The 24,886-nt window shown below is 53.5% G+C and carries 36 protein-coding genes and 3 pseudogenes; 17 read left to right on the forward strand and 22 right to left on the reverse strand.

Annotation, left to right across the window (positions count from 1 at the left end):
• The first annotated feature begins 182 nt into the window (after positions 1-182).
• A complete protein-coding gene (locus ACYZUM_RS10230) occupies positions 183-710 on the forward strand; it encodes an SH3 domain-containing protein (protein ID WP_080896101.1) in 528 nt (175 codons plus the stop codon).
• Between the two features lie 21 nt (positions 711-731).
• Here the strand turns inward: ACYZUM_RS10230 and ACYZUM_RS10235 are convergent, their stop codons facing one another.
• The 4 genes from ACYZUM_RS10235 to ACYZUM_RS10250 form a co-directional block, all read right to left on the reverse strand.
• Positions 732-974: a hypothetical protein gene (locus ACYZUM_RS10235; protein WP_042559196.1), complete on the reverse strand. Its 243-nt coding sequence runs from the start codon at positions 972-974 to the stop codon at positions 732-734.
• Positions 975-1,626: 652 nt separating this feature from the next.
• Complete coding sequence (locus tag ACYZUM_RS10240; RefSeq protein WP_042559198.1) at positions 1,627-1,851, reverse strand: DUF2188 domain-containing protein; 225 nt, start codon at positions 1,849-1,851, stop codon at positions 1,627-1,629.
• 149 nt (positions 1,852-2,000) lie between these two features.
• Positions 2,001-2,831 carry an alpha/beta fold hydrolase gene (locus ACYZUM_RS10245; RefSeq protein WP_042559199.1) on the reverse strand — a complete coding sequence of 277 codons (831 nt, stop codon included), beginning with the start codon at positions 2,829-2,831 and terminating at the stop codon, positions 2,001-2,003.
• Between the two features lie 45 nt (positions 2,832-2,876).
• Positions 2,877-3,320 carry an HhH-GDP family DNA glycosylase gene (locus ACYZUM_RS10250; protein WP_042562087.1) on the reverse strand — a complete coding sequence of 148 codons (444 nt, stop codon included), beginning with the start codon at positions 3,318-3,320 and terminating at the stop codon, positions 2,877-2,879.
• Between the two features lie 406 nt (positions 3,321-3,726).
• On the opposite strand from ACYZUM_RS10250, the gene ACYZUM_RS10255 reads away from it, so the two are divergent.
• Both ACYZUM_RS10255 and ACYZUM_RS10260 read left to right on the forward strand, forming a co-directional pair.
• On the forward strand, positions 3,727-3,936 hold the full coding sequence (locus ACYZUM_RS10255) for a hypothetical protein (protein ID WP_080896102.1): 210 nt from the start codon (positions 3,727-3,729) through the stop codon (positions 3,934-3,936).
• 57 nt (positions 3,937-3,993) lie between these two features.
• Positions 3,994-4,854, forward strand: a complete 861-nt coding sequence (locus ACYZUM_RS10260; RefSeq protein ID WP_042559200.1) for an alpha/beta fold hydrolase — start codon at positions 3,994-3,996, stop codon at positions 4,852-4,854.
• A 67-nt stretch (positions 4,855-4,921) separates the two neighbouring features.
• Here the strand turns inward: ACYZUM_RS10260 and ACYZUM_RS10265 are convergent, their stop codons facing one another.
• Both ACYZUM_RS10265 and ACYZUM_RS10270 read right to left on the reverse strand, forming a co-directional pair.
• Positions 4,922-5,170, reverse strand: a complete 249-nt coding sequence (locus ACYZUM_RS10265; RefSeq protein ID WP_142579884.1) for a hypothetical protein — start codon at positions 5,168-5,170, stop codon at positions 4,922-4,924.
• A gap of 26 nt (positions 5,171-5,196) precedes the next feature.
• Positions 5,197-5,898: a glycosyltransferase family 2 protein gene (locus ACYZUM_RS10270; RefSeq protein WP_042559201.1), complete on the reverse strand. Its 702-nt coding sequence runs from the start codon at positions 5,896-5,898 to the stop codon at positions 5,197-5,199.
• Between the two features lie 187 nt (positions 5,899-6,085).
• On the opposite strand from ACYZUM_RS10270, the gene ACYZUM_RS10275 reads away from it, so the two are divergent.
• Both ACYZUM_RS10275 and ACYZUM_RS10280 read left to right on the forward strand, forming a co-directional pair.
• Positions 6,086-7,309, forward strand: coding sequence for a zinc-dependent alcohol dehydrogenase (locus ACYZUM_RS10275; protein WP_042559202.1), 1,224 nt, complete (start codon positions 6,086-6,088; stop codon positions 7,307-7,309).
• Positions 7,310-7,576: 267 nt separating this feature from the next.
• A complete protein-coding gene (locus ACYZUM_RS10280) occupies positions 7,577-7,987 on the forward strand; it encodes a response regulator (protein WP_042559203.1) in 411 nt (136 codons plus the stop codon).
• A 351-nt stretch (positions 7,988-8,338) separates the two neighbouring features.
• On the opposite strand, the gene ACYZUM_RS10285 is transcribed toward ACYZUM_RS10280, so the two are convergent.
• Complete coding sequence (locus ACYZUM_RS10285; protein ID WP_419177673.1) at positions 8,339-8,632, reverse strand: DUF1652 domain-containing protein; 294 nt, start codon at positions 8,630-8,632, stop codon at positions 8,339-8,341.
• Positions 8,633-8,930: 298 nt separating this feature from the next.
• Between ACYZUM_RS10285 and ACYZUM_RS10290 the strand changes: the two genes are divergently transcribed.
• Positions 8,931-9,179 (forward strand): DUF6555 family protein, encoded by a 249-nt coding sequence (locus tag ACYZUM_RS10290; protein WP_042559206.1) that lies wholly within the window; start codon positions 8,931-8,933, stop codon positions 9,177-9,179.
• A 195-nt stretch (positions 9,180-9,374) separates the two neighbouring features.
• Here the strand turns inward: ACYZUM_RS10290 and ACYZUM_RS10295 are convergent, their stop codons facing one another.
• From ACYZUM_RS10295 to ACYZUM_RS10350, 12 genes are all read right to left on the reverse strand, one after another.
• Entirely contained in the window at positions 9,375-9,911 is a 537-nt protein-coding gene (locus tag ACYZUM_RS10295; protein WP_042559207.1) for a hypothetical protein, read from the reverse strand.
• Positions 9,912-10,004: 93 nt separating this feature from the next.
• Entirely contained in the window at positions 10,005-10,508 is a 504-nt protein-coding gene (locus ACYZUM_RS10300; RefSeq protein ID WP_042559208.1) for a YciE/YciF ferroxidase family protein, read from the reverse strand.
• A 55-nt stretch (positions 10,509-10,563) separates the two neighbouring features.
• Entirely contained in the window at positions 10,564-10,989 is a 426-nt protein-coding gene (locus ACYZUM_RS10305) for a ZIP family metal transporter (protein WP_392397291.1), read from the reverse strand.
• Positions 10,990-11,210: 221 nt separating this feature from the next.
• Positions 11,211-12,095, reverse strand: a complete 885-nt coding sequence (locus ACYZUM_RS10310; RefSeq protein ID WP_042559209.1) for a manganese catalase family protein — start codon at positions 12,093-12,095, stop codon at positions 11,211-11,213.
• 132 nt (positions 12,096-12,227) lie between these two features.
• Positions 12,228-12,455: a PLD nuclease N-terminal domain-containing protein gene (locus ACYZUM_RS10315; protein ID WP_042559210.1), complete on the reverse strand. Its 228-nt coding sequence runs from the start codon at positions 12,453-12,455 to the stop codon at positions 12,228-12,230.
• A 90-nt stretch (positions 12,456-12,545) separates the two neighbouring features.
• Positions 12,546-12,992, reverse strand: coding sequence for a DUF421 domain-containing protein (locus ACYZUM_RS10320; protein ID WP_042559211.1), 447 nt, complete (start codon positions 12,990-12,992; stop codon positions 12,546-12,548).
• 7 nt (positions 12,993-12,999) lie between these two features.
• Positions 13,000-13,518: a hypothetical protein gene (locus tag ACYZUM_RS10325; RefSeq protein ID WP_042559212.1), complete on the reverse strand. Its 519-nt coding sequence runs from the start codon at positions 13,516-13,518 to the stop codon at positions 13,000-13,002.
• Positions 13,518-14,024, reverse strand: a complete 507-nt coding sequence (locus ACYZUM_RS10330) for a CinA family protein (protein ID WP_473061324.1) — start codon at positions 14,022-14,024, stop codon at positions 13,518-13,520. The genes ACYZUM_RS10325 and ACYZUM_RS10330 overlap by 1 nt, the downstream gene beginning before the upstream one ends.
• A gap of 13 nt (positions 14,025-14,037) precedes the next feature.
• Positions 14,038-14,286: a hypothetical protein gene (locus tag ACYZUM_RS10335; protein WP_181263831.1), complete on the reverse strand. Its 249-nt coding sequence runs from the start codon at positions 14,284-14,286 to the stop codon at positions 14,038-14,040.
• Positions 14,287-14,413: 127 nt separating this feature from the next.
• Positions 14,414-15,235 carry a DUF3618 domain-containing protein gene (locus ACYZUM_RS10340; protein ID WP_042559215.1) on the reverse strand — a complete coding sequence of 274 codons (822 nt, stop codon included), beginning with the start codon at positions 15,233-15,235 and terminating at the stop codon, positions 14,414-14,416.
• Positions 15,232-15,660, reverse strand: a complete 429-nt coding sequence (locus tag ACYZUM_RS10345; RefSeq protein WP_042559216.1) for a phage holin family protein — start codon at positions 15,658-15,660, stop codon at positions 15,232-15,234. The genes ACYZUM_RS10340 and ACYZUM_RS10345 overlap by 4 nt, the downstream gene beginning before the upstream one ends.
• A complete protein-coding gene (locus tag ACYZUM_RS10350) occupies positions 15,660-16,301 on the reverse strand; it encodes a hypothetical protein (RefSeq protein WP_042559217.1) in 642 nt (213 codons plus the stop codon). The genes ACYZUM_RS10345 and ACYZUM_RS10350 overlap by 1 nt, the downstream gene beginning before the upstream one ends.
• A gap of 307 nt (positions 16,302-16,608) precedes the next feature.
• On the opposite strand from ACYZUM_RS10350, the gene ACYZUM_RS10355 reads away from it, so the two are divergent.
• On the forward strand, positions 16,609-17,058 hold the full coding sequence (locus tag ACYZUM_RS10355) for a low affinity iron permease family protein (RefSeq protein WP_142580120.1): 450 nt from the start codon (positions 16,609-16,611) through the stop codon (positions 17,056-17,058).
• A gap of 179 nt (positions 17,059-17,237) precedes the next feature.
• On the opposite strand, the gene ACYZUM_RS10360 is transcribed toward ACYZUM_RS10355, so the two are convergent.
• Positions 17,238-18,056: a sensor histidine kinase gene (locus tag ACYZUM_RS10360; protein ID WP_473061325.1), complete on the reverse strand. Its 819-nt coding sequence runs from the start codon at positions 18,054-18,056 to the stop codon at positions 17,238-17,240.
• Between the two features lie 167 nt (positions 18,057-18,223).
• On the opposite strand from ACYZUM_RS10360, the pseudogene ACYZUM_RS10365 reads away from it, so the two are divergent.
• The 4 genes and pseudogenes from ACYZUM_RS10365 to ACYZUM_RS10380 form a co-directional block, all read left to right on the forward strand.
• Positions 18,224-18,529: pseudogene (locus tag ACYZUM_RS10365) on the forward strand (transposase); the annotation flags it as partial.
• A complete protein-coding gene (tnpB, locus tag ACYZUM_RS10370) occupies positions 18,526-18,870 on the forward strand; it encodes an IS66 family insertion sequence element accessory protein TnpB (RefSeq protein WP_048351026.1) in 345 nt (114 codons plus the stop codon). The pseudogene ACYZUM_RS10365 and the gene tnpB, both read left to right, overlap by 4 nt.
• Before the next feature lie 37 nt (positions 18,871-18,907).
• Entirely contained in the window at positions 18,908-20,413 is a 1,506-nt protein-coding gene (tnpC, locus tag ACYZUM_RS10375) for an IS66 family transposase (protein WP_153380244.1), read from the forward strand.
• Positions 20,414-20,416: 3 nt separating this feature from the next.
• The gene (locus tag ACYZUM_RS10380; protein WP_473060881.1) at positions 20,417-20,995 is read left to right on the forward strand and encodes a plasmid pRiA4b ORF-3 family protein; all 579 of its coding nucleotides are present in this window, start codon (positions 20,417-20,419) and stop codon (positions 20,993-20,995) included.
• Here ACYZUM_RS10380 and ACYZUM_RS10385 read toward each other — a convergent pair.
• The gene (locus ACYZUM_RS10385) at positions 20,985-21,317 is read right to left on the reverse strand and encodes a hypothetical protein (protein ID WP_473061326.1); all 333 of its coding nucleotides are present in this window, start codon (positions 21,315-21,317) and stop codon (positions 20,985-20,987) included. The genes ACYZUM_RS10380 and ACYZUM_RS10385 overlap by 11 nt on opposite strands.
• Before the next feature lie 252 nt (positions 21,318-21,569).
• On the opposite strand from ACYZUM_RS10385, the gene ACYZUM_RS10390 reads away from it, so the two are divergent.
• Both ACYZUM_RS10390 and ACYZUM_RS10395 read left to right on the forward strand, forming a co-directional pair.
• Positions 21,570-21,788, forward strand: coding sequence for a hypothetical protein (locus tag ACYZUM_RS10390; RefSeq protein WP_042562089.1), 219 nt, complete (start codon positions 21,570-21,572; stop codon positions 21,786-21,788).
• A gap of 115 nt (positions 21,789-21,903) precedes the next feature.
• Entirely contained in the window at positions 21,904-22,158 is a 255-nt protein-coding gene (locus ACYZUM_RS10395; protein ID WP_042559220.1) for a hypothetical protein, read from the forward strand.
• 196 nt (positions 22,159-22,354) lie between these two features.
• Here ACYZUM_RS10395 and ACYZUM_RS10400 read toward each other — a convergent pair whose 3' ends face one another.
• Positions 22,355-22,594: a hypothetical protein gene (locus tag ACYZUM_RS10400; protein WP_042559149.1), complete on the reverse strand. Its 240-nt coding sequence runs from the start codon at positions 22,592-22,594 to the stop codon at positions 22,355-22,357.
• A 184-nt stretch (positions 22,595-22,778) separates the two neighbouring features.
• On the opposite strand from ACYZUM_RS10400, the pseudogene ACYZUM_RS10405 reads away from it, so the two are divergent.
• The 4 genes and pseudogenes from ACYZUM_RS10405 to ACYZUM_RS10420 all read left to right on the forward strand — a co-directional run.
• Positions 22,779-23,066: pseudogene (locus ACYZUM_RS10405) on the forward strand (short chain dehydrogenase); the annotation flags it as partial.
• A 265-nt stretch (positions 23,067-23,331) separates the two neighbouring features.
• Positions 23,332-23,652: pseudogene (locus ACYZUM_RS10410) on the forward strand (hypothetical protein).
• 156 nt (positions 23,653-23,808) lie between these two features.
• Positions 23,809-23,991, forward strand: a complete 183-nt coding sequence (locus ACYZUM_RS10415) for a hypothetical protein (protein WP_080896020.1) — start codon at positions 23,809-23,811, stop codon at positions 23,989-23,991.
• Positions 23,992-24,077: 86 nt separating this feature from the next.
• The gene (locus ACYZUM_RS10420; protein WP_042559147.1) at positions 24,078-24,752 is read left to right on the forward strand and encodes an HAD family hydrolase; all 675 of its coding nucleotides are present in this window, start codon (positions 24,078-24,080) and stop codon (positions 24,750-24,752) included.
• Positions 24,753-24,886 lie beyond the last annotated feature (134 nt).

Here is a 24,886-nt window from a genome sequence, read left to right on the forward strand (position 1 = left end):
GTGAACGCAAACGATCAATAAGTGGGCTTTGCGGGGACGCTAACCGTGGATGCGCGATCTAGTCTTTGAACTGACGTAAGGTGCAGAAAGTTGAAACTTGGCTAAGCTCGCAAAAGGTTTACGAAGCCAGGTTGGTCAGGGAAGACAGGCTGGATAATGCTTGCTGAGCGAGAGCAATGGAAATGCGCAAGAAGTCCCAGTCATGGTTTGTCCCACTCCTGATTCTTTTCGCGATCCTTTGGGCGATAGGCAAAAAAGACACGCCTCCCGCTCAGGTGCAACCGAGCCCCCCTCCCACTCCGAATACTCTGGTCTCATCTACCTCGGTTCCATCATCCACACCTGCCCCCTCAGTTGATCAATACGTAAGCACAGACAAGCTAAATATCCGAGATCAACCAGGCGGAAAAGTTATCTCCAAGTTGAGCCGGGGAGCCAAGGTTCAGGTCTTCGAAAAACGGGATGATTGGGTGCGCATAAGCGTCGATGGCCAGCCTGCGAAATGGCTTTCCTCCAAAAGTCTTTGTACCGGATCGAATTGCTACAGCGCCTCTAGACCGAGACAGTCGCCTTCGCCAGTACAACCAATCCGGAGGCAGACTCCGGAATACGGATCCTCCTGCCCTTGTTCCTCGGGAAACGTTTGCATCGGGCCAAGAGGCGGTCGGTTCTGCATTACTTCAGGTGGCAACAAGCGTTATGGCATGTAATTTTGCCTCAATGACGATCCGCTAGAACTTCGGTGCATCGCCTGTGGCTTCCGCAATGGTGGCCAAAGCCTCCTCCATATTGGCGATGTTGTCTTGAAGCTTTTGAAAAACCAATAGGAAAGCGCCGTCCACATCCACGGTCTGGTGGCCACGAAGCGTACCTACTCTTTCATCCTCTATCTGTTGGAGACGGTTGACGCTCTCTCGCAGAGCCAACAGCTGATCAAAGATGGCGCCGATTTGAGCTTGGCTCTGTGCACTCATTGATGCCACCCAAGCCTTGAATTGATCTCCCTTCGATAGGACGTATCGATCTGAGCAGGCACCTGCCTAACGTACTCCCGTGCGTGCTCCTGCGCATCTGCACTCAAGCCAGCTAGATAAGAAACAGCGTCATCAACGGTTGGGATCAAACCTTCAATGTCTTCGAATCTGGGCGGCAGCGCAGTCCAGATAACTGCGTCCAATTGGTGAAGGAGTGCCCATTCGGCGATTACTCCCACTGGGGAGCTACTGGTGGTAAAAACACCGATTCCATCCTCCCTGTCCTCTGGAATTTGCTCTCGGACACGCAAGGCCTCGCATGCCTCTTCCAGGTTTTTTACATTCAACACTGCCCATAGAACAGCGCATGGATGCGCATTCGCGCAGATTGCCGTTGCGAGCTCTCCACCATCACCGACTCGCGCAAATTCGATGGGCAAACTGGGCCCATCCGAAAACCATTTGCTTGCGAGCGGTAATGCCCCAGGTTTCCAAATCAGAGATCCCCATCCTAGACATGCAATTACCATTGAAGAAATCCCTGTGGGTAGACATGCGCAGCCGGGAACGGAAAGCGACTTTCTGATAAAGCTGACTTCCTTGCTAACGACAGAAAGTCTTCTTTACAGCCGCCCATTATTTAGGATTCGACTCAGCCTTTTGTTTTCCTAGGGTCGGCGGCACGAGGAAAGGTACGTTCCTCTTGAATCGTCCCATCCTCTTTGTGGATTTTCAGAGAGGCCGTTTTACCTTGCAGAAATTCGCTGGCTATTTCAGTGATTTCCGCTTTCGTAGATGCCGTTTTGGAAGCACGTTGCGCGCCCTCTTTGACAAGCTCCCAAGCGTTTTCTTTTTTTGTGATGTGGTAGTTATCCATGGATCACCTCGACATGATTAATCAACAACAGCTACAAGGTTGACCATCGTCGATCTGGAGAGTTTGAAAGGATTGGCGAAGAATCCAATGCTGCCTACGACTCGTGTGAGCCCCCCCTAACAACGACTTCAAAGAGCGGATTAACCGACCTAGGTGCGCTCCAGGCTAACCTTGGCGTTTCGGTTTGCGAACCTCGGTGCCATCCCTTCATCCTCATACTGTCGGCTAAGAAATTCGCGGATCAAGACGGCGGTTCGTCTAGCGCTGGTAGCCACAAAGAAGTGCCCCTCGCCCTTCAGAATGCGAAGTTCTGAACGTCGAATTGTGCGGCGCAGGATATGGGCGTTGTACGGCTGTATTAATGGATCGCGGTCGCCGGTAAGAACCAGCGTGCGTTGAGGCAGCCGGGACAACCGGAGCAGGCTTGTCCATCCAATCAAGGCTGCGAGCTGGAAATAGTACGTTCGCGGATTAACAGAGAGCATGCCTTTCATCACACCGAACCGCATCAGCGTGTGAATTGAATTGCGGGAGCTATCTTGCTTGCGCATTTTGGCGTTTTTACTCTTGCGGAAAAAATCCATAACGTCAGCAGGCTTCATCAACAGCACTGGGCCGGGAGAGGTTGCCGCGAGGATCAGCCTGCGTACCATGCTCGGGTAACGAAGAGCGAATTCTTGAGCCAATGCACCTCCCCAACTCACCCCGAACACATCGACCTGGTCGATTCCCAATTGCTGGAGCATCTCTGCAATCACGTCGGCATGGCGTGGCAGGCGAATGGGCCAACGGGGCATTTGCGACTTGCCGACCCCTGGCACGTCCAGTGTGATGGTCATGAAGTCGTCCAGTTCATCGCGCAGCGGATCGAAGGTACGAATCAAGCCCCCCAGACCATTGAGCAAAAGCACCGGCGAGCCTTGACCGCAGATCGAAACGTTCAGCTGCAAGCCCAGCGTGGTTAGCCTGTGGTTTGTCATGATTTCTCCATGCTGCACGCAACCGGGAGTCATTGTAGGTGAAAGTTAGCAGGAGGGTCTGAAGAGCAATGCAGCTGCTTCCCTCATAAAAACCTCAATGGTTTTCGGCCCAATCCCTTCAAATTCAGATAACCGCTTTTCGAAGGCGTTACGATCTGCGCTTGCCGCGACGATGTTGCTGACCTTGCCGTGATATTCAGCATTCATCTTGTTAGCCAATGCCAATAACCGCGACGCGGTGGTCTCGTCGTAACGGACGTAGTGAGCCTCACCAAGCATCATGACCAACTGGCGGTGAGTGCAGCTCGCCAACTTGTGCGGCGTATCCCGATGGTGTTTCACGACGATCACCTGGTACGCCTTGGCGGCAATCGGCCCCTGGATTCTTTTGCCCATCAGGAAACTGGCGATCAGCCATTTGAACAAACCGGGTTCGTTCGCACTTTGAAGGTCAATTTGTAAGTCATGTGCGCTGACGATTTTGCTCACTTGATCACCCTTCAAGCAACGTCTCAATGTAGACCCGGCGCTAGCGCGAATGATCCAACTGAGCGAGGCACCAATAAAGGAACCCTTCCTCTTGAGCGACGCCTAATGTTTGCCCCCTAGGATTTGAGATAGACGAAATGCACATATCCGAGACAGTTCAGGTCATGGAATCGCTATCAGCCCACGATGCAAACCTTAAGCTTCGCGAAGGCTGGTCATTGATATCTGTGGTCGTCACAACCCACCCAAATGGTCAGCTTCATCCTTGCTACATTCTCGGCAAATCGAAAAGCTCATCCAACGATCAAAAGCCCATTGACTAGGTGGCATCGACCTAGCGATTTACTTCGCTGAACTGTACCGGGAGGACAAATTGGCTTATCTGGACTGGATTCAATGGCCAGCGATGGTTGTTACCGTTCTCGCCGCATGGCTAATCGGGTCGCAGCGGCCAGGACGGCGGATGATCGGATTTGTATGCTTCAGTGTGAGCAACGTTTTGTGGGTGATTTGGGGATTTTACGCAGGCGCGTATGCATTGATCGTATTACAGGTTTGTCTTTTCCTGATGAACCTTCGAGGGCTCAAGAAAAACTCAAGCCCCAATGAAACATAGTCAGCCAGCAGGGTCATTGCTAATCGAAGAGCAGTGGACACCGCCAAGGACATTGGAATGTTCGATAACTTTTCGCTCGATATCGTAAAACTCCCAGAGGCAACCCTCAGAGTCAGGCATGGTGGGAGCGGCTCTCCCGTCTTATTACTCCATGGGCATCCTAGGACTCATGCGACCTGGCATCGCGTTGCTCCACTCTTGGCAAAAAATCATTATGTTGTCTGCCCTGATCTAAGAGGCTTTGGCCAGTCATCAAAGCCTGAGGATACATCCGATCATGCAGGCTCCTCCAAGCGCGCCAAGGCCCGGGATTGCATCGCCCTAATGCGACATCTGGGTTATCAGCGGTTCGCCGTGATTGGCCATGATCGAGGTAGTTACACCGCCTTTCGCACGGCTATGGATCATCCCGAGGCCGTCACACATCTAGGCATATTGGACGGCGTACCGATACTTGAAGCTCTCGAGCGCTGTAACGCCCAGTTTGCGACGAAATGGTGGCATTGGTTCTTCTTCGGGCAACTCGAAAAACCGGAGCAGGCAATCCTGGCCGACCCTGATCGATGGTACGGCGGCACAGCCGAGGCGATGGGTGCAGACGCCTACAGAGACTATCAAGCAGCTATCCATGATCCAGCAACCGTTCATGGCATGGTCGAAGATTATCGAGCAGGCCTTGGAATCGACCGTATTCACGATGAAGTCGACCGCCGCGAGAGCCGCAGGGTCGAGTGCCCGACAATGATTTTGTGGTCACTACGTGATGATCTTGAGCTTCTGTACGGCGATGTTTTAGGCGTGTGGGAACCGTGGACAGCACGACAACGTGGTCGTGGGCTCGACTGTGGGCATCACATGGCGGAGGAAGTGCCCGACGAGCTCGCGAGAGAAATAATCGAGTTCCTGCGTGAACAATGATCTCTCAGTACACTAATCCGTAATCGCTTCGGGCTACGTAGGGTCAAAGTCATTCGAGCTATATGTCTTAGGTTGATGACTCGGAAGCACTGAGGTTCTTCCTGAAGCCTCGGGCATTCATCCCCAAAAGTATGCATTCGAGCAGGATCAGCGCGTAAGCGTCGGCGTGAAACCCCCAGATCACCCAAAGCGCATTACTGGTGATAAATCCCCAAAAGGCGATCATGCGCCTATACGCTCGTTGCGAACCGATAAACCACGCTGAGGCTACCGTCACTACCATGGCTGGCCATTGCAGGTAATCAATGTACTCCAACTAGCCACCTCCTTCCGACAGCACTTTCAAAGAGAGACGCTGGCGCTAACCTGTGGATCAAGCGCAGGCAATCCCAGTGAGGCACCCAGATTGACTAGATACTCTCCAAACCCTCCGCGACATTTGTAATCCTTGCGGGCGCTGGTTATTACCGGATTCGTGGCTGTCCAAACGATATGAGCACCAACCCGCTTCAGGTCAGCAACCAAATGGACGTCTTCGTGTGCAGTGAGATGCTGGAACCCGCCAGCGTTCCGGTAGGACTCGGCACTCAGTCCAAGATTGGCGCCGTGGATATGCCGGTGATTCTCGATAAACTGGTAAAGCTCCATGTACTTTGACCGAACCAAATCTCCATGGATATTCCAGCTATCCACCTCGACTGTCCCACAAACTGCATCAGCCTTAAGCTCAATCTGACGCGCCAGCCAATCATGTGGCACTACGGTGTCAGCATCGGTGAAGGAAAGCCACTCCGCGCCAGCGGCTAGAAGATGATCTGCACCGGTTGCTCTCGCCTTGCCCACGTTCTGAAAGGAAACCTCGATCCCGCTAACACCGTGTGCTGCAACGATCTGTCCGGTCTGATCAGCACAGTCGTCTAAAACGACGACTACACAGACTCGCTGGCCTGCCAATGCAGGATGTGCAGCGGCGGACAGAACAGATGTTAGACACGCAGAGATGTGATGCTCTTCATTGTGGGCAGGTATGACAACACCGATCATTAACGTCACCTCCGACTATCTGAGTTACAGACTCCAGCAGTCGACCTAATTTCGCTCCAATAGGTTTAAAAAATTACAAGCGAGCGTGTATAGGCGACCGCTAGTCATTTGCGTCTGTATCGCTCTGAACTTACTTTCCCCGATCCTCCTCTCCCACTTACCATCCAGCTGAAGTAGGTAAGACGTCATGAGAGCACTCACCTATCACGGCGCGCACAGCGTCAAAGTCGACACGGTTCCCGATCCGGTTATTGAAGAAAGTGATGACATCATTCTTCGGGTTACCGCAACGGCGATATGCGGATCTGACCTCCACCTCTATCGGGGAAAGATTCCAACTGTCGAGCATGGCGATATCTTCGGCCATGAGTTTATGGGAATCGTTGAAGAGGCAGGCTCAGCTGTGACCGCCGTGCAACCCGGCGACCGTGTGGTAATTCCGTTTGTAATCGCCTGCGGTAGCTGTTTCTTCTGCGCAATGGATCTGTTCGCGGCCTGCGAAACAACAAATACAGGGCGCGGAGCGATCATAAATAAAAAGGCCATACCACCAGGAGCCGCGCTGTTCGGCTTCAGTCACATGTACGGCGGGGTGCCTGGCGGGCAAGCCGAATACGTGCGCGTACCAAAAGCCAACACCGGGCCGTTTAAAGTGCCGGGGACGCTTTCGGATGAAAAGGTTCTTTTCCTATCAGACATCCTTCCAACTGCTTATCAGGCCGTAACGAATGCGGGGATTGGTAATGGCTCCAGCATCGCCATCTATGGTGCAGGCCCCGTAGGGTTGTTGAGTGCGGCCTGTGCAAGGATGCTCGGTGCCGACCAAATTTTCATGGTCGATCACCATCCTTACCGCTTGGCATACGCGCAGAAAACATACGGTGTAATTCCGATCAACTTCGATGAAGACGACGATCCCGCAGATACGATTATTCGACAAACCAAAGGAATGCGGGGTGTTGATGGCGTCGTGGATGCGGTGGGGTTTGAAGCAAAAGGTAGTACGACGGAAACCGTTCTCGCGACACTCAAGCTTGAGGGCAGCAGCGGCAAGGCTTTACGTCAGTGCATCGCCGCCGTTCGACGCGGCGGCATCGTAAGTGTTCCTGGCGTTTATTCAGGGTTCATCCATGGCTTCCTGTTCGGAGACGCATTTGACAAGGGGCTGACCTTCAAAATGGGTCAGACTCATGTGCATCGCTTCCTACCTGAGCTCCTCGACCATATCGAAACAGGTCGTCTTTCACCGGAAGTCATCATCAGCCATCGCATGTCACTGGAACAGGCCGCTGAGGGATATAAAATCTTTGATAAAAAAGAAGAGGACTGCCGAAAAGTCATTCTGACACCCGGCGATAGCCACATCGATATTCCGGAGAGCGATAGCAGCGCAACACTGTTGACTACCTAAGTCTACCGGTAAGTGAAAAGGACGAGATGGTTCGGTTTTATACCGAAAACTCTCGTCCTTTTTTCATTTGGGGGAGCGATCCAAAAAAAAGGCAGCGGTTTTCCACCTTGGTCGGCCTCGACTCTCCAGTTCGTTCAGGTACTGGAGACGATCTGTGATCTGGGTCATCAATAGATTCGCAAGGGGCCACAAAATCCTGAAATGCGAATACACTCACAAACTGACTCATCAAACGCCGACAGGTGCGCTCGGCTAAGGGATCTCGGATTGATCGTACAGTGGGAAGGTTTTTTGCCTATTGAAGGATCGGTGATCGTCATCGAGGACGATCCGACCTTGCGAGCGCTGATGGAAGAAATCGTATCGGAGGTCGGCGGGAAGGCGATCTCCTTTGAGACTGCAGATGATGCGTTAACCTATTTGCTTCAAACTCATGAACAGTGTCGTTTGGTGATCGCAGACCATGGCGTACCCGGCCAGATCCAGGGGATCGAATTCATCGAGATGGTAAGTAGTCGATGGCCATCAATTGCAGCAATCCTGACCTCTGGATATTTGATAGATCCAGAAGCTGTTCCAGCCTCTAGCATCTATCTGCACAAGCCGTGGTCGCTGGATGATTTCGTGATCGCTATGGCGACGTTATTACAACCTGGTATCGCGATTCACAAAGCCTGACTTACAGGATCGGAGATGCGGAGGTAGGTCGGGCTCGACTTTGTAACTCCTCTCATCAGAAGCTTGGTGAGTGCCTCCTCTATCTCATCCGCAGCGCCGTTTTTATGCTCCGTGAGCGACCACTGCCAGTAACGATCTGCCATCAGGCCGCCAACCGCTTCTGCGCATAGTGCATCACAGCTCACACCCATCTTTGTGGCTGCCGCTATAACGGCTAGGAGTGCTTGCTCAAGTTGCTGTGTTCTATCGGAGGACACGGGACGGGCTCCATGAAATTGAAGCCATATTATGACCGATATCAGTTTGACATCAAAGGCGACTTTTGACGGCTATGTTTGTGCCTCAATCTGCTCAACGCCCCTGCGCTTTACGCTCACTCGACTCGAAATTGGTTTTGCGTGCCGTCATCTCACTGCGTAGCTCGCCAATTAGAGCGGCAATCGCTCTGCTAGAGGTGAGCTCCGCAGTCGAAACCCCTGTCACCAAAAGCTCCACACTGCCTGTTGAAGGATCGGTAACCTTAATCATCAATGAGCCATCCGCATTTGTCGTGCATGAGCAGGACAATGGTAGGAAGCCACACTCAATGATATGGCGGAGCTCGAGAGCGGAAATCATTACGTTTTTCCTAAGGGCAGTGTTCATTGATTGTTGTCCAAATTCGGAGCGAGTCAAATGCTCACCGAAGCAATTTGACAACGCATTTTAAGACTACTTTTGCTGAAACGTTGCATCTGTCTGTGTGCGCTGCAACGCATTCTAGAAAAAAATACACCTCGCTCTGACCCTTCTAGATCGCCGCTGTTCGGGGTGCCTAGCAAAAAATCGGCGACTTCGAACGCTTATAGCCTGGCGAAAAAACCGTCCTCCGAGGAAAACTGAAAAACGTTGGAATTTTTTTTGCGAGCATCACTCTTTTGCCTATGAGCGTAAGGAGGAACTCATGAGCCAAACAGATATTTTTGTCATCGACTACAAACTCCACGGGCAGCCAAAGTCATTCGTCATTCGCGCCAAAACAATGCGCAATGTGGATGCCTGGCATTGGGCAAGCTGCGATGCCGGTCTGGCCCCAATTCCTAAACCAGGTCGACCACCCTTGAAGGTCGTGTCAAAACCTCAAGCTGAGCGTTACGGTGTGACTGAAGTTAAATGGCGCGAAACCGCGATCTTGGAATGGAATGAGGCATAGACCTAGCTGCGGAAGGCCAAAACCCTTGGCGACTAATTGCGCAAAGAAGTGACTTAAGATGCTCAATCAGATGGGTGTACCCCGAATAGAGGTCAATCATGCCGTCTGCGAAGGGATCAATCCCTACTATGTGATCGATGTCCTTATTGAAGATGGAGGGCCATGGCGAACGCACTATTCTGATGTAGTGGGGGGTTATGCTCCAGGATTGGAGGTTTGAATATAGATTGCCCAGCCGGCGAGCAATACCCAAAACGTCGCAAAAATCCAAGGCGTACGAACTGAGAAAAGTAGCGCCTTTCGGTATCCCTTGTGAGTGGATTCGCGCTCGCAAAACAAAGGCGACTCGTCATACGCCAACCCCATCACTGGCTCACTTCGCAGCAGCTCGCTTTGCTTGTAATACCAATGATCGATGATGTCATACGCTGCGCGAATCCCAGGCCAAGCATTCAGTGAGCTAAGAATTCCTAGCAGCGCTAGGAAGGCAGGCACTACTAAGGTAAATAGCTTCCCCCATTCCGGATTTACGTTGGCCATGCAGGACACAAAAGCAATTACCAGAAAGGATTGCGCAGTCAGATACGCGTTCGTTCGATTGGAAAGAATGCTTGTCTCGTACTGAATCTCGCGACGGTAGAAATCCAGACGCTCTTTAGGAGATCCGAACATCTCCGCATCGCGCGCAGTGAGCTCAGTATCGCTCAATTGGGAGGTCAGAATTCTCGGCAAATCGGATGGTTCCTGAGGTGATGAAGCCGATGCTTTGGAAAAAGAGGTGACGATGTTGCCATCGTCACCAAGCAGCGGATCTTTACAAACCTTTTAGCGTTTCTTTTCCAAGGTCGCAGCTTGATTACCGCCCTGCTCTGCGATCTTGCTCAGCTTCTCATCAGCCCCTTTCTCTTCGGCAAGGGTCGCAGCTAGAAGAGCCGCCGCGTCATCGAGTTTGAGATGCTTGGCCATCGCTATCAGTGTGCCGTAGGCGGCAATTTCATAGTGCTCCACTTTTTGAGCCGCACCGATTAGTGCAGCGTCGAGCACGGCTCCTTGGTCGATTTCTTCGAGCAGCTCTTTCGATTCTTCGACGAGCCCCTCCATGGCCACGCACTTCATACGTTTCAGTTTAATACCGGTGAGTTCCACCAACTGATCAATGCGCTCAATCTGCCCATGGGTCTCCTCCAAGTGGGACGTAAACGCGTCCGCCAACAGTGGATTAGTCGCTGCTTTCGCCAAGCGCGGCAATGCTTTGGTAATTTGTTTTTCCGCACTGTAAACGTCAGAGAGTTCATGGATAAACAAGTCTTCGACAGTTTTTCTAGCCATTTCCAAACTTCCTTCTGGTCAGTATTGGCGTCGCCCGATGGGCGTCCGCATGGGATCAACATGCATTGCAAAACTTGCCGTGCATGAAGACTGACCAACCTCGTTTGAGACGTGTTCCGAATATTTTTCGGAGGACAGACAAAAGGCTGGAGCTAACCCAAAGCAGTAAGGAACTGGCGGCCAGCATCATGCCGGCGGCGAAGCCCAACATGGTGTCTTGAGTACGGGCGGCGATGTCTCGTAACGCAATCGCCAAGACAGCTCCCATGGCCGTCGCAGCGAAACCCGACATGCCACCGAGAAAAGCGAAGTGCAGATTTTGTTTGTTGGCGCCGACAAAGGCGCCATACCCGCATATGAGTAAGAACAATGTTACGCAAATCAAAATTGACCAGAAGGCGCGCCCGCCCCACCCAGTTCCTGAGAACCGGGTGAACCAGGAGCGAGGCGGTGCGCCTGATGAGGTCAACGGATCGGGCACGGATACCTCCTATTTTTTTGAATCGTACTTTTCAGTAGATACGGAAAGCGACCGTAGGAACTGTTTGGATACGCGTTGCGCGTCACGTTCGTAAGCGACGCTGGTGGCAAAGAGCATCTCAGGGCCAGTTAAATTCCGACGCGCTGATTTTTTGTTAACCATGATGTGATTCCCCTCTGAATAGATGGAAGACCGCACGCCAGAGGACGTGCGGCTGCTCTTCAAGGTTGAGGTTCGCCTTGTACCCCCGCCCCTAAGTCCGCCCCTGTGATCGGATTGCTGTCTGGGTCGGACATCGTCCTTGCTTTCATATCCATGAGCAGCGTTTCGTCCTCAGCGCTCAATTGCACAGAGGCGGTGCCGTCCCCACCATCCACTGCAGGCGCCGGATCTTCCACGAAGTCCCAATCGTCCCCTTCGTTCCAAGGGCCGCGAGTGCTGCCTTCGCCCTTTGACATGTTGAAGTAGACGTTGGTGAACTCCGGCATGCCCGGCAGTTTGCCCTGAGGGAAATTTGGTTGGATGGCGTGCAGCGCTTTTTCGAAAGATAACTGGTGGGCGATTTCACGCGTCATCAGAAATCCTAGGGCCTCTTTCACACCCGGATCATCGGTAACATTCATCAACCGTTCATAGACAATTTTCGCTCTCGCCTCAGCGGCGATATTTGAGCGCATGTCTGCTGTGGGTTCGCCGATGGTGTCGACGTAAGCTGCTGACCAAGGTACGCCCGCCGAGTTAGTCAACGGAGCACCCGCGCCATACAACAAACTGGTGATGTGAGAGTCGTTGCCGGCACCATTAATGGCGCGATACAGCTCTCCTTCTTCCTCCACACCTTCAGCCATTTGTCCTTTGGCACCCTTGTTTAACATCACGATGATCGACCCGACGATCTCAAGGTGACTGAGCTCCTCGGTGGCGATATCCATAAGCAGATCTTTTCTGCCTGGATCATCTTCTGCCAAGGCTTGGGTGAAGTAGCGTGAGGCGGCTGCAAGCTCGCCCTGAGCTCCCCCAAACTGCTCCAGTAATAAATTTGCTAACCCAGGATTTGGCTGGGCAACCCGCACGGTGTATTGAAGTCGTTTGTTATGTAGAAACATGACATTCTCCTCAGGCGAATACGGGCTGCGATTCACTCGGTAAGAGACCGAATGCCAACCCACAATCATCTGAAGCAAATGCATCTGGGTAAATTTCAAAAACCTTCTGCGCTAACGACAGACGGATGCTGACTACCCCTTACTGTGTTCTGGCGACGAAGGGCCTTCTTTGATCCCACGGGGCCCCGCAACACCCCAAACAATTAAACCAATGACTGGGAAGATGATGAGCCCGATAGCCCAACCGGCTTTGACTCCCACCGTCTTGTCGCTGCGAAACACGCTTACGATAGCCCACAGATCAACGAGCAAAATGATCACCGCGACGGCAATTGCGAAATAGCTGGTAGCTTCCGACATGGTTAAGCCCTCCTCAGATTGATAATGATTAGGCCCCCCGAATCCAGAGGTGTTCAAGTAATTCCGCAAGTGCCTATTGACGCACGCGATTCAGTCTTCTCGGGCAATGACGGAGATCTTGCCGTTGCGCTCTAGGATTGCGAACTTGATCTCTTCCAGCTTCTCAATGCCTTGGCTGGAACGTGCAGCCTCCATCACATCCGCTTCTAGCAAACGCGCACGACGCAGGCGTTCGTGGAGAAGTTTTCCGTTCTCGACGATTATGGTCGGCTCGCCATCAATCAGCCGTGAGATCCACTGCGAGCGCTGTTTAAGAAGGGACAAGCCAACATCGATGGCGACAAGTGTGACGATGACGATCACAGAATTAGTGAGCGAAAAATCATCGCCCAGTAGGGCTTGCTGAGTCGCCTCACCGATCATCAGTAGCAGAATGAAATCGAAGGTTGTCAGTTCCGCCAAGGAGCGCCGCCCAGCGATCTTGAAGAGCACCATGAGAGCCACATACATCGCACCAGCACGCAAAACCGAATCCATGAATCACCTAAGGGAAAATGAACTGCACAAGTTTTATGCCATTGGTGCCCGGTGAAGAGACTTGACTGCGGTAGAAGCCAAGGCCATCCCCTCGCAGGGTGATATATAGCGTCGCTTGACCATCAAGGTCGGTCTGTAGCCAGAGCCTGATGCCTTGTGAAGAACTTCTTGAGCGCAGAGGTTCGGGTTGTAGAGTTTCGATACTGAAGCCCTCCAATAGCTGACCTGCGAGCTCCAGCTCCGCCTGAGAATCTGGCGTCGAACTCAAAGTTATTTTCATCGAGTTGGTCGAGCCATTGCGATGGAACATTTCATATTCCACTCTGACTTTACCGTCCTCACTGCGGACATCTCTTGAACTGAGCAAGCCTCTGGAAAAGACGCCCATCAACCCCATCAAAACGACTAAAACCAATACGTACCAGCCAACGCGCTCGAAACGCCAGACCTTCAATTGGTAGGGCATATCCTCGCGAATCGGATGTTCACGGCTTCTCAGGTCTGCGTTATCGGAGTCTTCGTTCATTAGGCTTCAGCCTTCTCGCCAGCGTGCGCACGACGATGAAAATGCGGTAGCCACTGCAACGCATATTCCGTCGCCTCTGCCTGAACCTGACAACGTCCTCCGGAGAACCTGTGTTCATGACTGAAGACATAGCAGTCATCATCCGCCTGAAACGCCCAAGCAAAACAGATTGTGCCTGCAGGGATGCCATCAACATCGTTCGGCCCCAGTATTCCGGTAGTTGCGATTGCGACATTTGCGGTGCTATCACGTAAGGCCCCCGTAGCCATTTCTCTAGCCACCTCGACACTGGTGAGGTTGGAGGTTTCGATAGTTTGAGGGCTGACATGGAGTAGACGCTCTTTAGCTTGGGGCGAGTAAACGACGTAACCACACTCAATAAATTCGCCGCTGCCCTCCACCTCGGATAACAGCGTGACAATTTTTCCCGCCGTACACGATTCCGCTGTTGTGATCATCAATGCGTGATCCCGCAGGTACTGAACAGTGTCGCCGGCGATAGACATGGCCTAAATAACCTCAGTGGTAATCGTCTCCAGCGACAGCACGCAGGTACGCGTCGTCTGCTTCTCGTCTCAGGTCGCGCCACTCGTCCCAAGTCAGAATTCCCAAACGATCCATTTCATCCGACTGGCGCAGCAGTTCATCGTGATAGGCGTCTGGGCATTCCATCCGCAATTCAAAATTTTCCAATGCGCGATGCCAGGCATCCAAAGCGAGTAATTTAGTTTCCTGTGCAAATGTCAGTTGATTCTTAAAAGCGCTCATCTCGCTCACCCCGAACATTTCCCGGTTGAGCAACCGGAGTTGAATAAGGTTCAACGTGCCGGACGAAAAACCGCATGACCTGAAACAAAGGTGGGAGGCCTATTGCGGGCCTCCCGATGCCGCGCGGTTAGGAGGTGCCCAAACCTTGAGAAAGATCTGCGCTCGCCGACGTGGTGGTGCGTGTTTCTTCAGCCGCAGATTGCGCGCCCGGCTGATCAGTGGTTTTCGTCACTGTGTCGCGTACCGCTTCATAACCCTCTTGCGCGTGCTTTTTCACCTTGTCGACCAGCCCAGCACTGGTGCGACCCATGTAGCGTTGTTCGGTTTGGGTCGTCGGCAGTGCTGCGCCTAGCAAGGCTCCCAGCGCGATACCGGCAGCGGCCACCACCAAGGGTTGTTCCCTGAGCAACTGGTTGAATTGCTGCCCCAATACCTGGGAATTACGCGTCAGCCGATCACCGACGTCGTGCATGGCGTGGCTGAGATTTTCACCCGCAGCGCCAACGTTTTCTCCTAAGTGGGCGGCCTTGCCCTTGAGCGACTGGTAGCCCCCTTTAATCGAATCGGCGGTCTGGTGCATGTGCTCGCGGGCACTGCCCAAGCCCTCAGCCAAACCATCGGCCCACTCGCTGGCCTTGTCCTGATCAGGCCCGGAGCGATAGGTTGGTTGCGGCACCGGTGGCCGGTTCTGGCTCATCATCAACCAGAGCAACCCGACCGAGGTCAGCACGGCGGGCACCGGGTTGTTGCGCACGCTGGTGCCGAGATTGCTGATAAAGGTTGAGCCGTTGTTCTGCATCATGCCCCACGCTTGATCGAACATCTGGCCGGGGGTGAATTTGCTTTCCAGCTTGTCGACGATGTTGCCGATACTGGCGCGTTGCGCGTCGATTTCCCGCTCGATCTGTTCAGGGCTCTTTTGCGATTCGATATCCAGTTCAGTGTTCATGAGACTTTCCTCCGCAGCGCTTCCTGATCCTTGTTCAAGGCATCGAGTGTCCGGTCAGGTTTGAAGTGGGATGGCTCAAACTGTTTTTTGCCCGACTGCAGCATGGCGAAGCCGATGATCATCACCACCACGCCGACGATCAGCGCTGCTAGCCACGGCGCCATGAACAGGCTCAAGCCGTAAACCGCCGCCATCAGCAGAATGATGAAGCCCGCGAGGAACACAATCGCACCGCCCGCCACCGCCGCGATGCCGGCCTTGAGTGTGTTGAGGCTGGTCTGAAGTTCGACTTTGGCCAGCGCCAATTCCTTGGTGAACAACGCGGGGACTTCGCGGGACAACTGCCGCAACAGGCCCACCACGGAAGCATCGTCCGTGGGCGCCAAGGGTCTGGTTCCCGGGAGATCAGGATCGTCTCTGTTCATCACAATGCTCCTTTGGTGCTGGGCGAAACCGCCGCTGATGCACCGGCAAAGTCGGTGGGATGGTCGTGTTCACCGGGGGACGCAGGGGTGATGCCGGTCGCGAGTCCCGGGTTCGGATCGGTGGACGTTTCATAGGGCCGATGCACGCCATAACCTCCCGAGGGCGGCGTCGAGCGGCCTGCGGCTGGATCGTGGTGATCCGCACTGACGGTGGCCGCCGCCGAGGTGCCGGCCTTCAAAAACCGCGACAATCCGAAGCCGATGGCCACGCTGCCGGCGATAAACAGTGCGGGGTTGTTGCGGGCCAGATCGGCGGCGTCATGCAAGAGCTGCTCGGCGCTCTTGCCGCGCAGGTTCCCGGCGAGGCCTGTCATCGACTCGGCCATATCGGTGAGATAGTCGGACATGCCCAGTGTGTCCTTGTCCTCCAGCTCGGAGACAAAGCTTTTCGCACCTTGGGCCAATGCCTCGATTTGATCGGCAGCGGTGTCGCGATATTGGCCGAACTGCGCATCGGCCTGCTCCCTAGCTCCACCGAGTGCTTCGGTGACATCCTCCTTCAAATGCTGAAAGTCTTGTCCTGGTTTAAGGTCTGCAGAATCGTCGGCCTGGGATCCCGCCCTGCTGTCTGAAGTATTCATGTGGCCCCTCGCTTTCCGTGTGAAAACGTTTAATGAGACTACACAGCAGAATTGCCCTGAGCCCCTCATATCAAAGGACGGGGCAGCTCAGGCTAGAGTTCAAAGAGGGTGATGAGCGTCAAAAGTCCTTCGTCTAAGTTGCGCGGAATTAGGTTACGGCGCTCCTATATCAGACGTTTCTTTCGCTAGATTTTAGGTGCATGGAAACGATTTGGAGGTTCGAGATGCCGACGAAAGGTCGAATTGTAATAAAGTATTTCAGGCGTACCGGTTGTCTAGTTCTTACCTACAACTAGAGTTAGCAATCATGAAATTCGCACGATTCTGCCAAGCCCTTTCCAACTGGGCAGGCAGCTCAAAAACCTTCCTGCTAGCAATCGCTTTGATCGGAGTATGGGCGCTCACGGGGCCGTATTTTCATTACAACGACACGTGGCAGCTGATCATCAATACGTCGACAACCATCATCACGTTCCTAATGGTGTTTCTGATCCAGAACACGCAAAACCGCGACAATGACATTCTACATCTGAAGATCGACGAACTGATTCGGGCAACTAAGGACGCACAAAACGCGACGTTATGCCTTGATAAAATGGGCTCGAGAGACCTACGCAAGCTCCGGGATCAGTACAGCTCTCTAGGTGAGAATGATCAGGTCGATCTCGGTACTGCCGGTACGGATGAGACGATTTCTGCTGAAATACCTCTTCAATCTAAATCGCCTGACTCTGACCTTGGAGGTCTGCAAAGGTGAGGGCATTGAAGTAGCCTGCGGAAAGAGAGCAACTGAGCTAGTGCCTTCTTGTTACCCTCATCGATTGGGGCCCAATCGGCCCGCCCCTAAAGCGACCGGTGAGGTAAGCAATTTTCGCTAACATTCTTATAATTGAGCCTGGTTGGTCGTTAGCAAAAGCTGTGTAGCGCCCTCTCTCCTCAACGTGGAAATTCTAGAGAGCATTGCAGTCCAGGATGTTGGTTCAGCATCGAAATTTCGCCACGAAGCTGGCGTGTCAGCGACTTGATAATCTTCATTCCTACCGACGAGTGCTTTTTGAGATCGAACCCTTCCGGAAGTCCCCTCCCTCTGTCAGTCACTCTCAACAGTACCTGGTCAGTGGACGCCTTTAACTCAACAAATACCTCGCCGGTTGCCTTGTCTGGATAAGCATATTTAAGGGCGTTGGTGACTAGCTCATTCAGGACTAGAGCCAAAGGTATTGCTCTATCCAGCGGCAGAATTACGTCCTCCATATCGATTGCGAAGCTCGTATGGAGGGATGCTGAGCCACGTAGGCCGTCTATCAACTCAGACAAGTAAATTCCCGCGTTCACGGTTTCCACTTGATCAGCCTGATACAGCTTTTCATGCACTGCCGCGATGCTGGTGATTCTTCTACTGGTATCGACGAGTGCTGCCCGCGCCTGCGGATCTGCCAACTGGCGTATCTGTAACTGAATCAAGCCAATGATCAGCTGCAGGTGGTTCTTCGTTCGATGGTTGATCTCCTTGAGAAGCATGTCCTTCTGTTCAAGAAGTCGACTCTTCTGCTTTAGCGACCGTCTCAACTCCAACTGAGCCATTACCTGCTTCGCCAGCGTTGCAAGGGCGAACTTTTGTTGCGGGGTTAACTCTCTTGGCTGACGGTCGAGGATGCATAGAGTCTCTAGACCATAGCCATCCGGTGTTTCCAATAAGCAGCCAGCGTAGAAGCGCAGACCTTCATCCGCCGTCACGAGAGGATTGGAACTCATCCGTGGATCATCTGTAACCGTCCGGCCAGCACCCTCTGCTGACAGCCCTCCGAATTGGCCAAGATAGTGGACACCATTTTTTAGTGGACACTATCTTGGATATCATTGCCCCAGCCCGTCGACCCGGTCGTCGCCCCAACTTCCCGCCAGAGTTCAAACGCAAAGTTGTCGAAGCCACGTTCCAGCCTGGCGCCTCCGTGTCGTTGATCGCTCGTGAGCATGACGTCAATGCCAACCTGGTCTTTCGCTGGCGGCAGCAATATCAAGAGGGCTTGTTCGGCCCGGCCAGCCAGAGTGCAACGCTTTTGCCTGTCCAGGTGATCGAGGCGCCAATAGATTTACCGCAAGTCATTCAGTCACCGCCTGAGTGTCATTCCGTGATCGTTGTTGAGGCGGGAAAAGCCAAGCTGCGCATCACTGGCACGCCTGACCCGCAGACCCTGCAACTCATCTTGCAGCAGTTACTGCGATGATTGCTCCGCCCGCTGGAACCCGCATCTGGATCGCTGCCGGCGTCACGGACATGCGCCGTGGCTTCGACGGTTTAGCCGCACTGGTGCAGACTCAGCTTGAAGCCGATCCGTTCTCCGGTCAGATCTTTGCTTTTCGCGGACGGCGCGGTGACCGGATCAAATTGCTATGGTGGGACGGCGACGGGTTGTGTCTGTTTTGCAAACGGTTGGAACAAGGACGCTTTGTCTGGCCGCAAGCAACCAGCGGCAGCGTGTCGCTGACGGCTGCGCAGTTGTCGATGCTGTTGGAAGGCATTGATTGGCGCAGGCCAATTCGTACAGCACCCATCCTCGCGGTCTGACTTGCCACGCTGAAAAAATCCCAAGTAACATTCGGTCATGACGCTCGCGACCGACTCTTTGCCTAACGATCTTCAAGCCTTGAAGGCTCTGGTCTCTGCCCAGCGGGCAGAGATTGAGCGCTTGAAAATGATGATCGCCAAGCTGCGTCGTATGCAGTTCGGTCGCAGTTCCGAGCAACTGGACGCCATGATCGACCAACTCCAGTTGAGCCTTGAAGAGTTGCAAGTCAGCCAGACTGAACTGACACCACCAATCGAACCGCCCCCTCGCGTCGTCTCTCGGCGCAAGCCGTTGCCTGAACACCTGCCTCGCGAAATTCACGTCCATCAGCCCGAATCGCAATGCTCCGGTTGCGGTGGGAAACTTCGCCATTTGGGGGAGGATGTGTCTGAGGTGCTGGAGTACGTCCCAGCGCGTTTCAAAGTGATCCGCCATGTTCGCCCCAAGTGGGTTTGCCGCTGCTGCGAGCACATCGCTCAGGTGCCGGCACCGAGTCGCCCGATAGCCCGAGGCCTTGCAGGCCCTGGGCTACTGGCCCACGTGCTGGTCTCCAAGTTTGTTGACCATTTGCCGCTGTATCGGCAATCCGAGATCTACGCCCGTGAGGGCGTGGATCTGGAGCGCTCAACTCTGGCCGACTGGGTCGGCCAGAGCAGTCAATTGCTCAGGCCGCTGATCAACACCCTTGAGCGTCATGTCATGAGCGGCCATAAAGTTCATGCCGACGACACGCCGATTGGTGTACTTGCGCCGGGCAACGGCAAAACCAAAACGGCTCGCCTATGGACATACGTGCGGGACGACCGACCTGCCGGTTACACGACACCGGCGGCGGTCTGGTTTGCCTACTCCCCGGATCGCAAGGGGCAACATCCCCGTGCTCATCTCAAGAGCTTCAGCGGGATCTTGCAGGCTGACGGCTACGCCGGTTTCGCTCAGCTGTATGCTGCAGGCAGCATTCAGGAAGCCGCCTGCTGGGCTCACGCCCGCCGCAAGTTTTACGATGTCTACAAAGACCAGGCTTCACCACTTGCCAGTGAGGCGCTGCAACGGATTGCGGCCCTGTATGCCATCGAAAGCGAGATCCGCGGACAACCGCCAGATCATAGAAAAACGGTTCGGCAAAGTCGGGCGAGTCCACTGCTGGAGCACCTGCACGCGTGGCTTAACCAGACGCTGGCTCAACTGTCGAAAAAATCGACATTGGGCGGTGCAATCCTCTATGCCCTCAACCGGTGGCAGGCTTTAACGCGCTACTGCGATGACGGCCGAATCGAAATCGACAACAACGCCGCCGAACGGGCGCTGCGCGCCGTCGCGCTGGGCCGCAAAAACTACCTGTTTGCCGGTTCCGATGCCGGCGGAGAACGAGCGGCTGCGATTTACAGCCTGGTGGGTTCGGCCAAGCTCAACGACCTGAACCCGCAAGCCTATTTGACACACGTGCTGGAGCGCATCGCCGACTACCCAATCAATCGGGTCGACGAACTGCTGCCCTGGAACGTTTCTCTCACACTGACTGAATTCTGCGAGGCTGCCTGATCCATGGTTAAAACTGTCCGTTTACCCAAACCCGCCCCCGACCTGTTGCTGCTGCACATTGAGCTGAAGTGGATCACTCCGACGATCTGGCGTCGGTTCGCGGTGCCTGAAAACATCACCTTGGGCAAACTGCACCATGTCATCCAGGTCGTGATGGGCTGGAGTGATAGCCATCTGCATGAGTTTGAAATTGCCGGTGAGAATTACGGCATGCCCGACCCTGATGGTTGGGGGCCGACGGTAAACCCTGAAGCCCGTAAAACGCTGATCAAGGCGCTGAGCGGAAAGCGGACATTTAATTATCTCTACGACTTTGGTGACAGTTGGCATCACAGTATCAAGGTCGAAAAGACGTTACCGGCGGTTGCGTGTCCTCAGGTGCCGTACTGCATCGATGGCGCCAATGCTTGCCCACCGGAAGACGTGGGTGGCGGGCCTGGTTATGAGGACTTTCTGGAGGCCATGGGCAACCCCAATCATCCAGAGCATGAAGACATGGTTGAATGGCATGGCGATGTTTTTGATCCGGCGGCATTTGAGTGCGAGCGCGTGAATCAGTGGCTTAAACGGATTAAGGTTTGAGTTGCAAGGCGGTGTAGTTCGGACGCTTACGATCATCTCGCAGATCCGGTATGACGGTGACACCTGGTAGGAGAAGGACATGACGACAGATGGAAACGTCCAATGGCGTTTCACTTATCCCCAATCCGACTTCCGCCTTGAACCACCGCCGATGGCTATCGATCAGGTTTATCACTGAGATAGGCGCATCACAGATGGAAGCAGCCAAACTTACCAATTCGTCGAAATCGGACTCGCGCGGGGTGTCGAGGATCTCATATCCATGCAGTACGGCAAGACGTTCCGGCGAATCGCATGGATCAGTGATACGTTGCGCAATCATTAGGACTCCAGCATTAGGGCAAGCAGCATCAGTGCGATCAAATTCAAAGGAATCAAATGCATTGGCTGCGCGTGCTGATGGAGAAAGTGAAGAAATTGAGCATACCGCATCTGGAGCATTTTCTGATGACTGCAACACAGGATGTTCTAAGGTGTAATCTCAAATTTGTTGGACTTCATGGGAGATGAGCGGTTAGATCCTAAAATCACCCGTAATCTGCAAGCTCAGCTGTTTTCATTTAAGGACGAGTCCATGCACGATAGCTTTCAAGCAAACGTAGCTGCAGCTGACGCTCTTACGTTGCTTCTGCATAACCAGCATGCAATTTGCGCGGCCATTGAAGAGGTTACGACGTGGCTTTCGAACAACGGAGCGGGGAACTCTGCGATCAATGCCCTCACTGCCATGGAAACGTTAGACAGGAACGCTCAGGGGATTACGGACGCAATCTTGCGGCTACGTCAGTCATAGGCATCGGTTCCAACTGTCCGTCCAGCATGAACAAGTCAATTGCTTCTCGCTTATCTTGTTCCTCGCTTTCGGGACGAACTATGATTGAGCCGATGTAGCCAGACAAGGAAGCGCCATGTCAGCCTTCAGGACGATTGCCATTCTAGGAGTAGCAGTCGTCATCTCAACCGCAGCGTACTCAGCTCATTTTGTAGAGCAGCAGATCGAATATCTGCATCACAAGCTTTCTGCTCCGACAGAAAATCAGAGCTTCGCGACCAAGTGGCCCCTTGTAGAAGCAGCGCTCCCCGAACTGGAAGGCCAGCTGCCGAGCTCGCTACAGAAGGCCACTCCCGTATCATTGAATAATCTTGGTTCTGAAAAACGGTGAAACACCCGTCACGATAATTTCACATTTGCAGGTGTACGGTTGTAACAGCTCCTTTAGTGATTCCCGGCCCGCCCCCCCCATCGCGGGTCTTTTTTTGCGCCAAATATGGAATCAACTGTCCAGCTCTGCATGCTATCCATCCGAGTTCGCCCTCCAGGCCAACTCACTTGAGGATCGCGGAAGGGGTGTCCAAGGGTTAGCGCGGATCCTGCTGATTGTCCATCACCGCATTATCCGTCTCCTCCCGCACACGCTCAGGGTCGAGCCCGACGTCGTCATCATCAAGCGGGCGCTCACCTTCGTTATCCGGAAGTTCGTCAACTCCTTCCTCTTTCATTGGATCAACTTCGGTGCGGCCTGGGCTCAGTGGATCAGGCGATGTCGGCATAGGGTCATCCTCACCCATCCCGCCTTGCAGCTTTGGATCGCTATTCATACACACCTCTCAGTACCCTCAATGGTGGGGGCATGTAGCTTGGAGAGGGTTTGTATTTCGAGTGTTCGATTTATTGGCTTACCGACCGTCACCTCCCTGCCACTCAGCCTTTCAGTCATCTCGATGGAACGTTGCGCCACACCCCATCCTCTATCGCAACACCAGCGAATCTGAGGGCTTCATCATGATTAACCCAGCAACCGGTATGAAGGCAGGCGAGCGTTACATCGTAGAAAGTCTCGAACGCACACGACATTTCCCAGGCTTCTTCCTCGACGGGAAATATTACCTTGGCCCCGAATTGATGACGGCCATAGGCTGGCTGGAAGGTCAGCAGTTTTATTACGATGAGCTTGACCCCACTGGTGAGCCAGTATTCCCCAATCGACTCGCCGGCACGGTCGAAAATCTCACCCTAATTCTCGCAGACGGTGCGCATTTACCTTTAAACGAAATGCCTTACGAAGCAGAGATCGATCCCTATGACATTCCGATCAGTCGTAATCCATCGTCATCGGGACATCGCCCTATTTCGCCAAGCGATCAACACGGAGTTGAGGGCGTCTGGATGTCAGGTAAACACCCCTATCCCATACTCCTGGCGGCGGGCGCAGCGCTATTACTGGGAATACTGTTTGGGGTCAAACAAGCTAAACGCCTTCCCATTCGAAAGCTGAGGTAGTCGTCCTCCGTGAACTCCCTGGAGAAGCGCCCTTGGAAAGATCTGAGGTGACGAAATGCATCCAGTAACACCTGACGGTCGTTACTTCGTTGTCAAAGGGCTGCTGTGGCGCTGTTCAAACCCGTCATTGGAAGAGGACGTGCGCCAGCGTCTTGTCGATGCACTCATGGCAGCTCGACGCGAGGTGAAGAGAGCAAAGGATTCGGAAGACGAATCGCAGCTAAAGCCCGCTCGGGAAAAGGTACAACTCGCCTAAGTAGCACTTGGTGAGCGGGGCCCTGTTTGGTGGGCTGATGGCAGTCCTGATTTCAATAGGTTCCGGGTCACTAACTCCCCTTATGCTGAATGGTTCAGCTTGCTTCATAAGTCTGATTAACCCTCGGCTCAAGGCGGAAGTAAGGCGATGGAAACCACAGCGGCATTCATGCGCTGCGGTTTCTCCGCTTCGAGATCTGCGAAAGAAGGAACGACTCAGACCATGTGCTTTCGAAAAATTGAGCGCTTCAAATTTCGAGGGTCGAGGAGAAATCTCATGAATGAAAGAAGCTCCGCTTCATCAAAAAAAAGCAAAGCACTGGAGGATTCTGCTCTTGTCTCAGACGTGTCTAAAACGGGTTTAACAGATGACGAACGGGTCGTTAGGGAAGATAAGTTTCTTGGCGACGAACCACGTGTGGAACCCGGCCCAGCCGACTTGGAAAGACTTAAGGATTAACGTCAACTCACTAGGTATTCGATGCGACCAATATTTCCAATACGCGACATCTACTACCTGAAATTTGCTTAACGGAGGTGTCACGTATGCGCCAGCAAACCTCATTCATATTTGATCTGGATGGCACGTTGACTGATAGCGTTTACCAGAATGTTTTCGCGTGGAAAACCGCGCTCGACTCAGAAGACATACCGTTGGCCATGTGGCGTATTCACAGAAAAATCGGTATGAGCGGTGGACTGATGCTTAAGACGTTAGCCCGTGAGACCGGCTTGGAAATCAAATCAGACCAGGCCAAAAGGCTGAGCGATAAACATGATAAAGCCTACAAGGATCTGCAAGGCCAGATAACCGCTCTTCCTGGCGCTGTAGAGCTTCTCGATACCTTAAACCGCAATCAGCTCAAATGGTGCATCGCTACCAGCGGTGGGATGGATACTGCAGCAATAAATCTGAAGGCATTGGGCTTGGATATCGCTGAGGTCAATCTCATTACCCGTGATGACGTGAAGTACGGCAAGCCCGACCCCGACCTTTTCCTCGCCGCTGCAAGCAAACTCAATGTACCCATCGAAGATTGCCTGGTGATCGGCGACGCCATCTGGGACATGCTCGCCGCACGCCGCTGTAAGGCCACCGGTATAGGCCTGCTTTCTGGTGGTTACGACACCGGAGAGCTTGAACGCGCTGGGGCACTCCGCGTCTACGAGGATCCTCTGGCACTGCTGCGGCACTTGGACGAGGTGGCTTCCCGTCCGTGAGCAATCTGTGAGCACGCGGATTGAGTTGGTGTGCTCCCCGCTCGCGCCGATGTTCACGCATGCAGCCATGCCAGACGATTGATCGGGTGGTGTTCCAGTGTTCCTCAGAATCAACGATCCTAGGCATTGGACGC

Source organism: Pseudomonas sp. m6p (genome assembly GCF_055760375.1).

Excerpts from the sequence above, each read along its gene's own strand:
- ACYZUM_RS10230 (WP_080896101.1), top strand. The coding sequence starts at position 183 with ATGCGCAAGAAGTCCCAGTCATGGTTTGTCCCACTCCTGATTCTTTTC.
- ACYZUM_RS10235 (WP_042559196.1), bottom strand. The coding sequence starts at position 974 with ATGAGTGCACAGAGCCAAGCTCAAATCGGCGCCATCTTTGATCAGCTG.
- ACYZUM_RS10240 (WP_042559198.1), bottom strand. The coding sequence starts at position 1,851 with ATGGATAACTACCACATCACAAAAAAAGAAAACGCTTGGGAGCTTGTC.
- ACYZUM_RS10245 (WP_042559199.1), bottom strand. The coding sequence starts at position 2,831 with ATGACAAACCACAGGCTAACCACGCTGGGCTTGCAGCTGAACGTTTCG.
- ACYZUM_RS10255 (WP_080896102.1), top strand. The coding sequence starts at position 3,727 with ATGGTTGTTACCGTTCTCGCCGCATGGCTAATCGGGTCGCAGCGGCCA.
- ACYZUM_RS10260 (WP_042559200.1), top strand. The coding sequence starts at position 3,994 with ATGTTCGATAACTTTTCGCTCGATATCGTAAAACTCCCAGAGGCAACC.
- ACYZUM_RS10270 (WP_042559201.1), bottom strand. The coding sequence starts at position 5,898 with ATGATCGGTGTTGTCATACCTGCCCACAATGAAGAGCATCACATCTCT.
- ACYZUM_RS10275 (WP_042559202.1), top strand. The coding sequence starts at position 6,086 with ATGAGAGCACTCACCTATCACGGCGCGCACAGCGTCAAAGTCGACACG.
- ACYZUM_RS10285 (WP_419177673.1), bottom strand. The coding sequence starts at position 8,632 with ATGAACACTGCCCTTAGGAAAAACGTAATGATTTCCGCTCTCGAGCTC.
- ACYZUM_RS10290 (WP_042559206.1), top strand. The coding sequence starts at position 8,931 with ATGAGCCAAACAGATATTTTTGTCATCGACTACAAACTCCACGGGCAG.
- ACYZUM_RS10300 (WP_042559208.1), bottom strand. The coding sequence starts at position 10,508 with ATGGCTAGAAAAACTGTCGAAGACTTGTTTATCCATGAACTCTCTGAC.
- ACYZUM_RS10310 (WP_042559209.1), bottom strand. The coding sequence starts at position 12,095 with ATGTTTCTACATAACAAACGACTTCAATACACCGTGCGGGTTGCCCAG.
- ACYZUM_RS10315 (WP_042559210.1), bottom strand. The coding sequence starts at position 12,455 with ATGTCGGAAGCTACCAGCTATTTCGCAATTGCCGTCGCGGTGATCATT.
- ACYZUM_RS10320 (WP_042559211.1), bottom strand. The coding sequence starts at position 12,992 with ATGGATTCGGTTTTGCGTGCTGGTGCGATGTATGTGGCTCTCATGGTG.
- ACYZUM_RS10325 (WP_042559212.1), bottom strand. The coding sequence starts at position 13,518 with ATGAACGAAGACTCCGATAACGCAGACCTGAGAAGCCGTGAACATCCG.
- ACYZUM_RS10330 (WP_473061324.1), bottom strand. The coding sequence starts at position 14,024 with ATGTCTATCGCCGGCGACACTGTTCAGTACCTGCGGGATCACGCATTG.
- ACYZUM_RS10335 (WP_181263831.1), bottom strand. The coding sequence starts at position 14,286 with ATGAGCGCTTTTAAGAATCAACTGACATTTGCACAGGAAACTAAATTA.
- ACYZUM_RS10340 (WP_042559215.1), bottom strand. The coding sequence starts at position 15,235 with ATGAACACTGAACTGGATATCGAATCGCAAAAGAGCCCTGAACAGATC.
- ACYZUM_RS10345 (WP_042559216.1), bottom strand. The coding sequence starts at position 15,660 with ATGAACAGAGACGATCCTGATCTCCCGGGAACCAGACCCTTGGCGCCC.
- ACYZUM_RS10350 (WP_042559217.1), bottom strand. The coding sequence starts at position 16,301 with ATGAATACTTCAGACAGCAGGGCGGGATCCCAGGCCGACGATTCTGCA.
- ACYZUM_RS10355 (WP_142580120.1), top strand. The coding sequence starts at position 16,609 with ATGAAATTCGCACGATTCTGCCAAGCCCTTTCCAACTGGGCAGGCAGC.
- ACYZUM_RS10360 (WP_473061325.1), bottom strand. The coding sequence starts at position 18,056 with ATGAGTTCCAATCCTCTCGTGACGGCGGATGAAGGTCTGCGCTTCTAC.
- tnpB (WP_048351026.1), top strand. The coding sequence starts at position 18,526 with ATGATTGCTCCGCCCGCTGGAACCCGCATCTGGATCGCTGCCGGCGTC.
- tnpC (WP_153380244.1), top strand. The coding sequence starts at position 18,908 with ATGACGCTCGCGACCGACTCTTTGCCTAACGATCTTCAAGCCTTGAAG.
- ACYZUM_RS10380 (WP_473060881.1), top strand. The coding sequence starts at position 20,417 with ATGGTTAAAACTGTCCGTTTACCCAAACCCGCCCCCGACCTGTTGCTG.
- ACYZUM_RS10385 (WP_473061326.1), bottom strand. The coding sequence starts at position 21,317 with ATGATTGCGCAACGTATCACTGATCCATGCGATTCGCCGGAACGTCTT.
- ACYZUM_RS10390 (WP_042562089.1), top strand. The coding sequence starts at position 21,570 with ATGCACGATAGCTTTCAAGCAAACGTAGCTGCAGCTGACGCTCTTACG.
- ACYZUM_RS10395 (WP_042559220.1), top strand. The coding sequence starts at position 21,904 with ATGTCAGCCTTCAGGACGATTGCCATTCTAGGAGTAGCAGTCGTCATC.
- ACYZUM_RS10400 (WP_042559149.1), bottom strand. The coding sequence starts at position 22,594 with ATGAATAGCGATCCAAAGCTGCAAGGCGGGATGGGTGAGGATGACCCT.
- ACYZUM_RS10415 (WP_080896020.1), top strand. The coding sequence starts at position 23,809 with ATGAATGAAAGAAGCTCCGCTTCATCAAAAAAAAGCAAAGCACTGGAG.
- ACYZUM_RS10420 (WP_042559147.1), top strand. The coding sequence starts at position 24,078 with ATGCGCCAGCAAACCTCATTCATATTTGATCTGGATGGCACGTTGACT.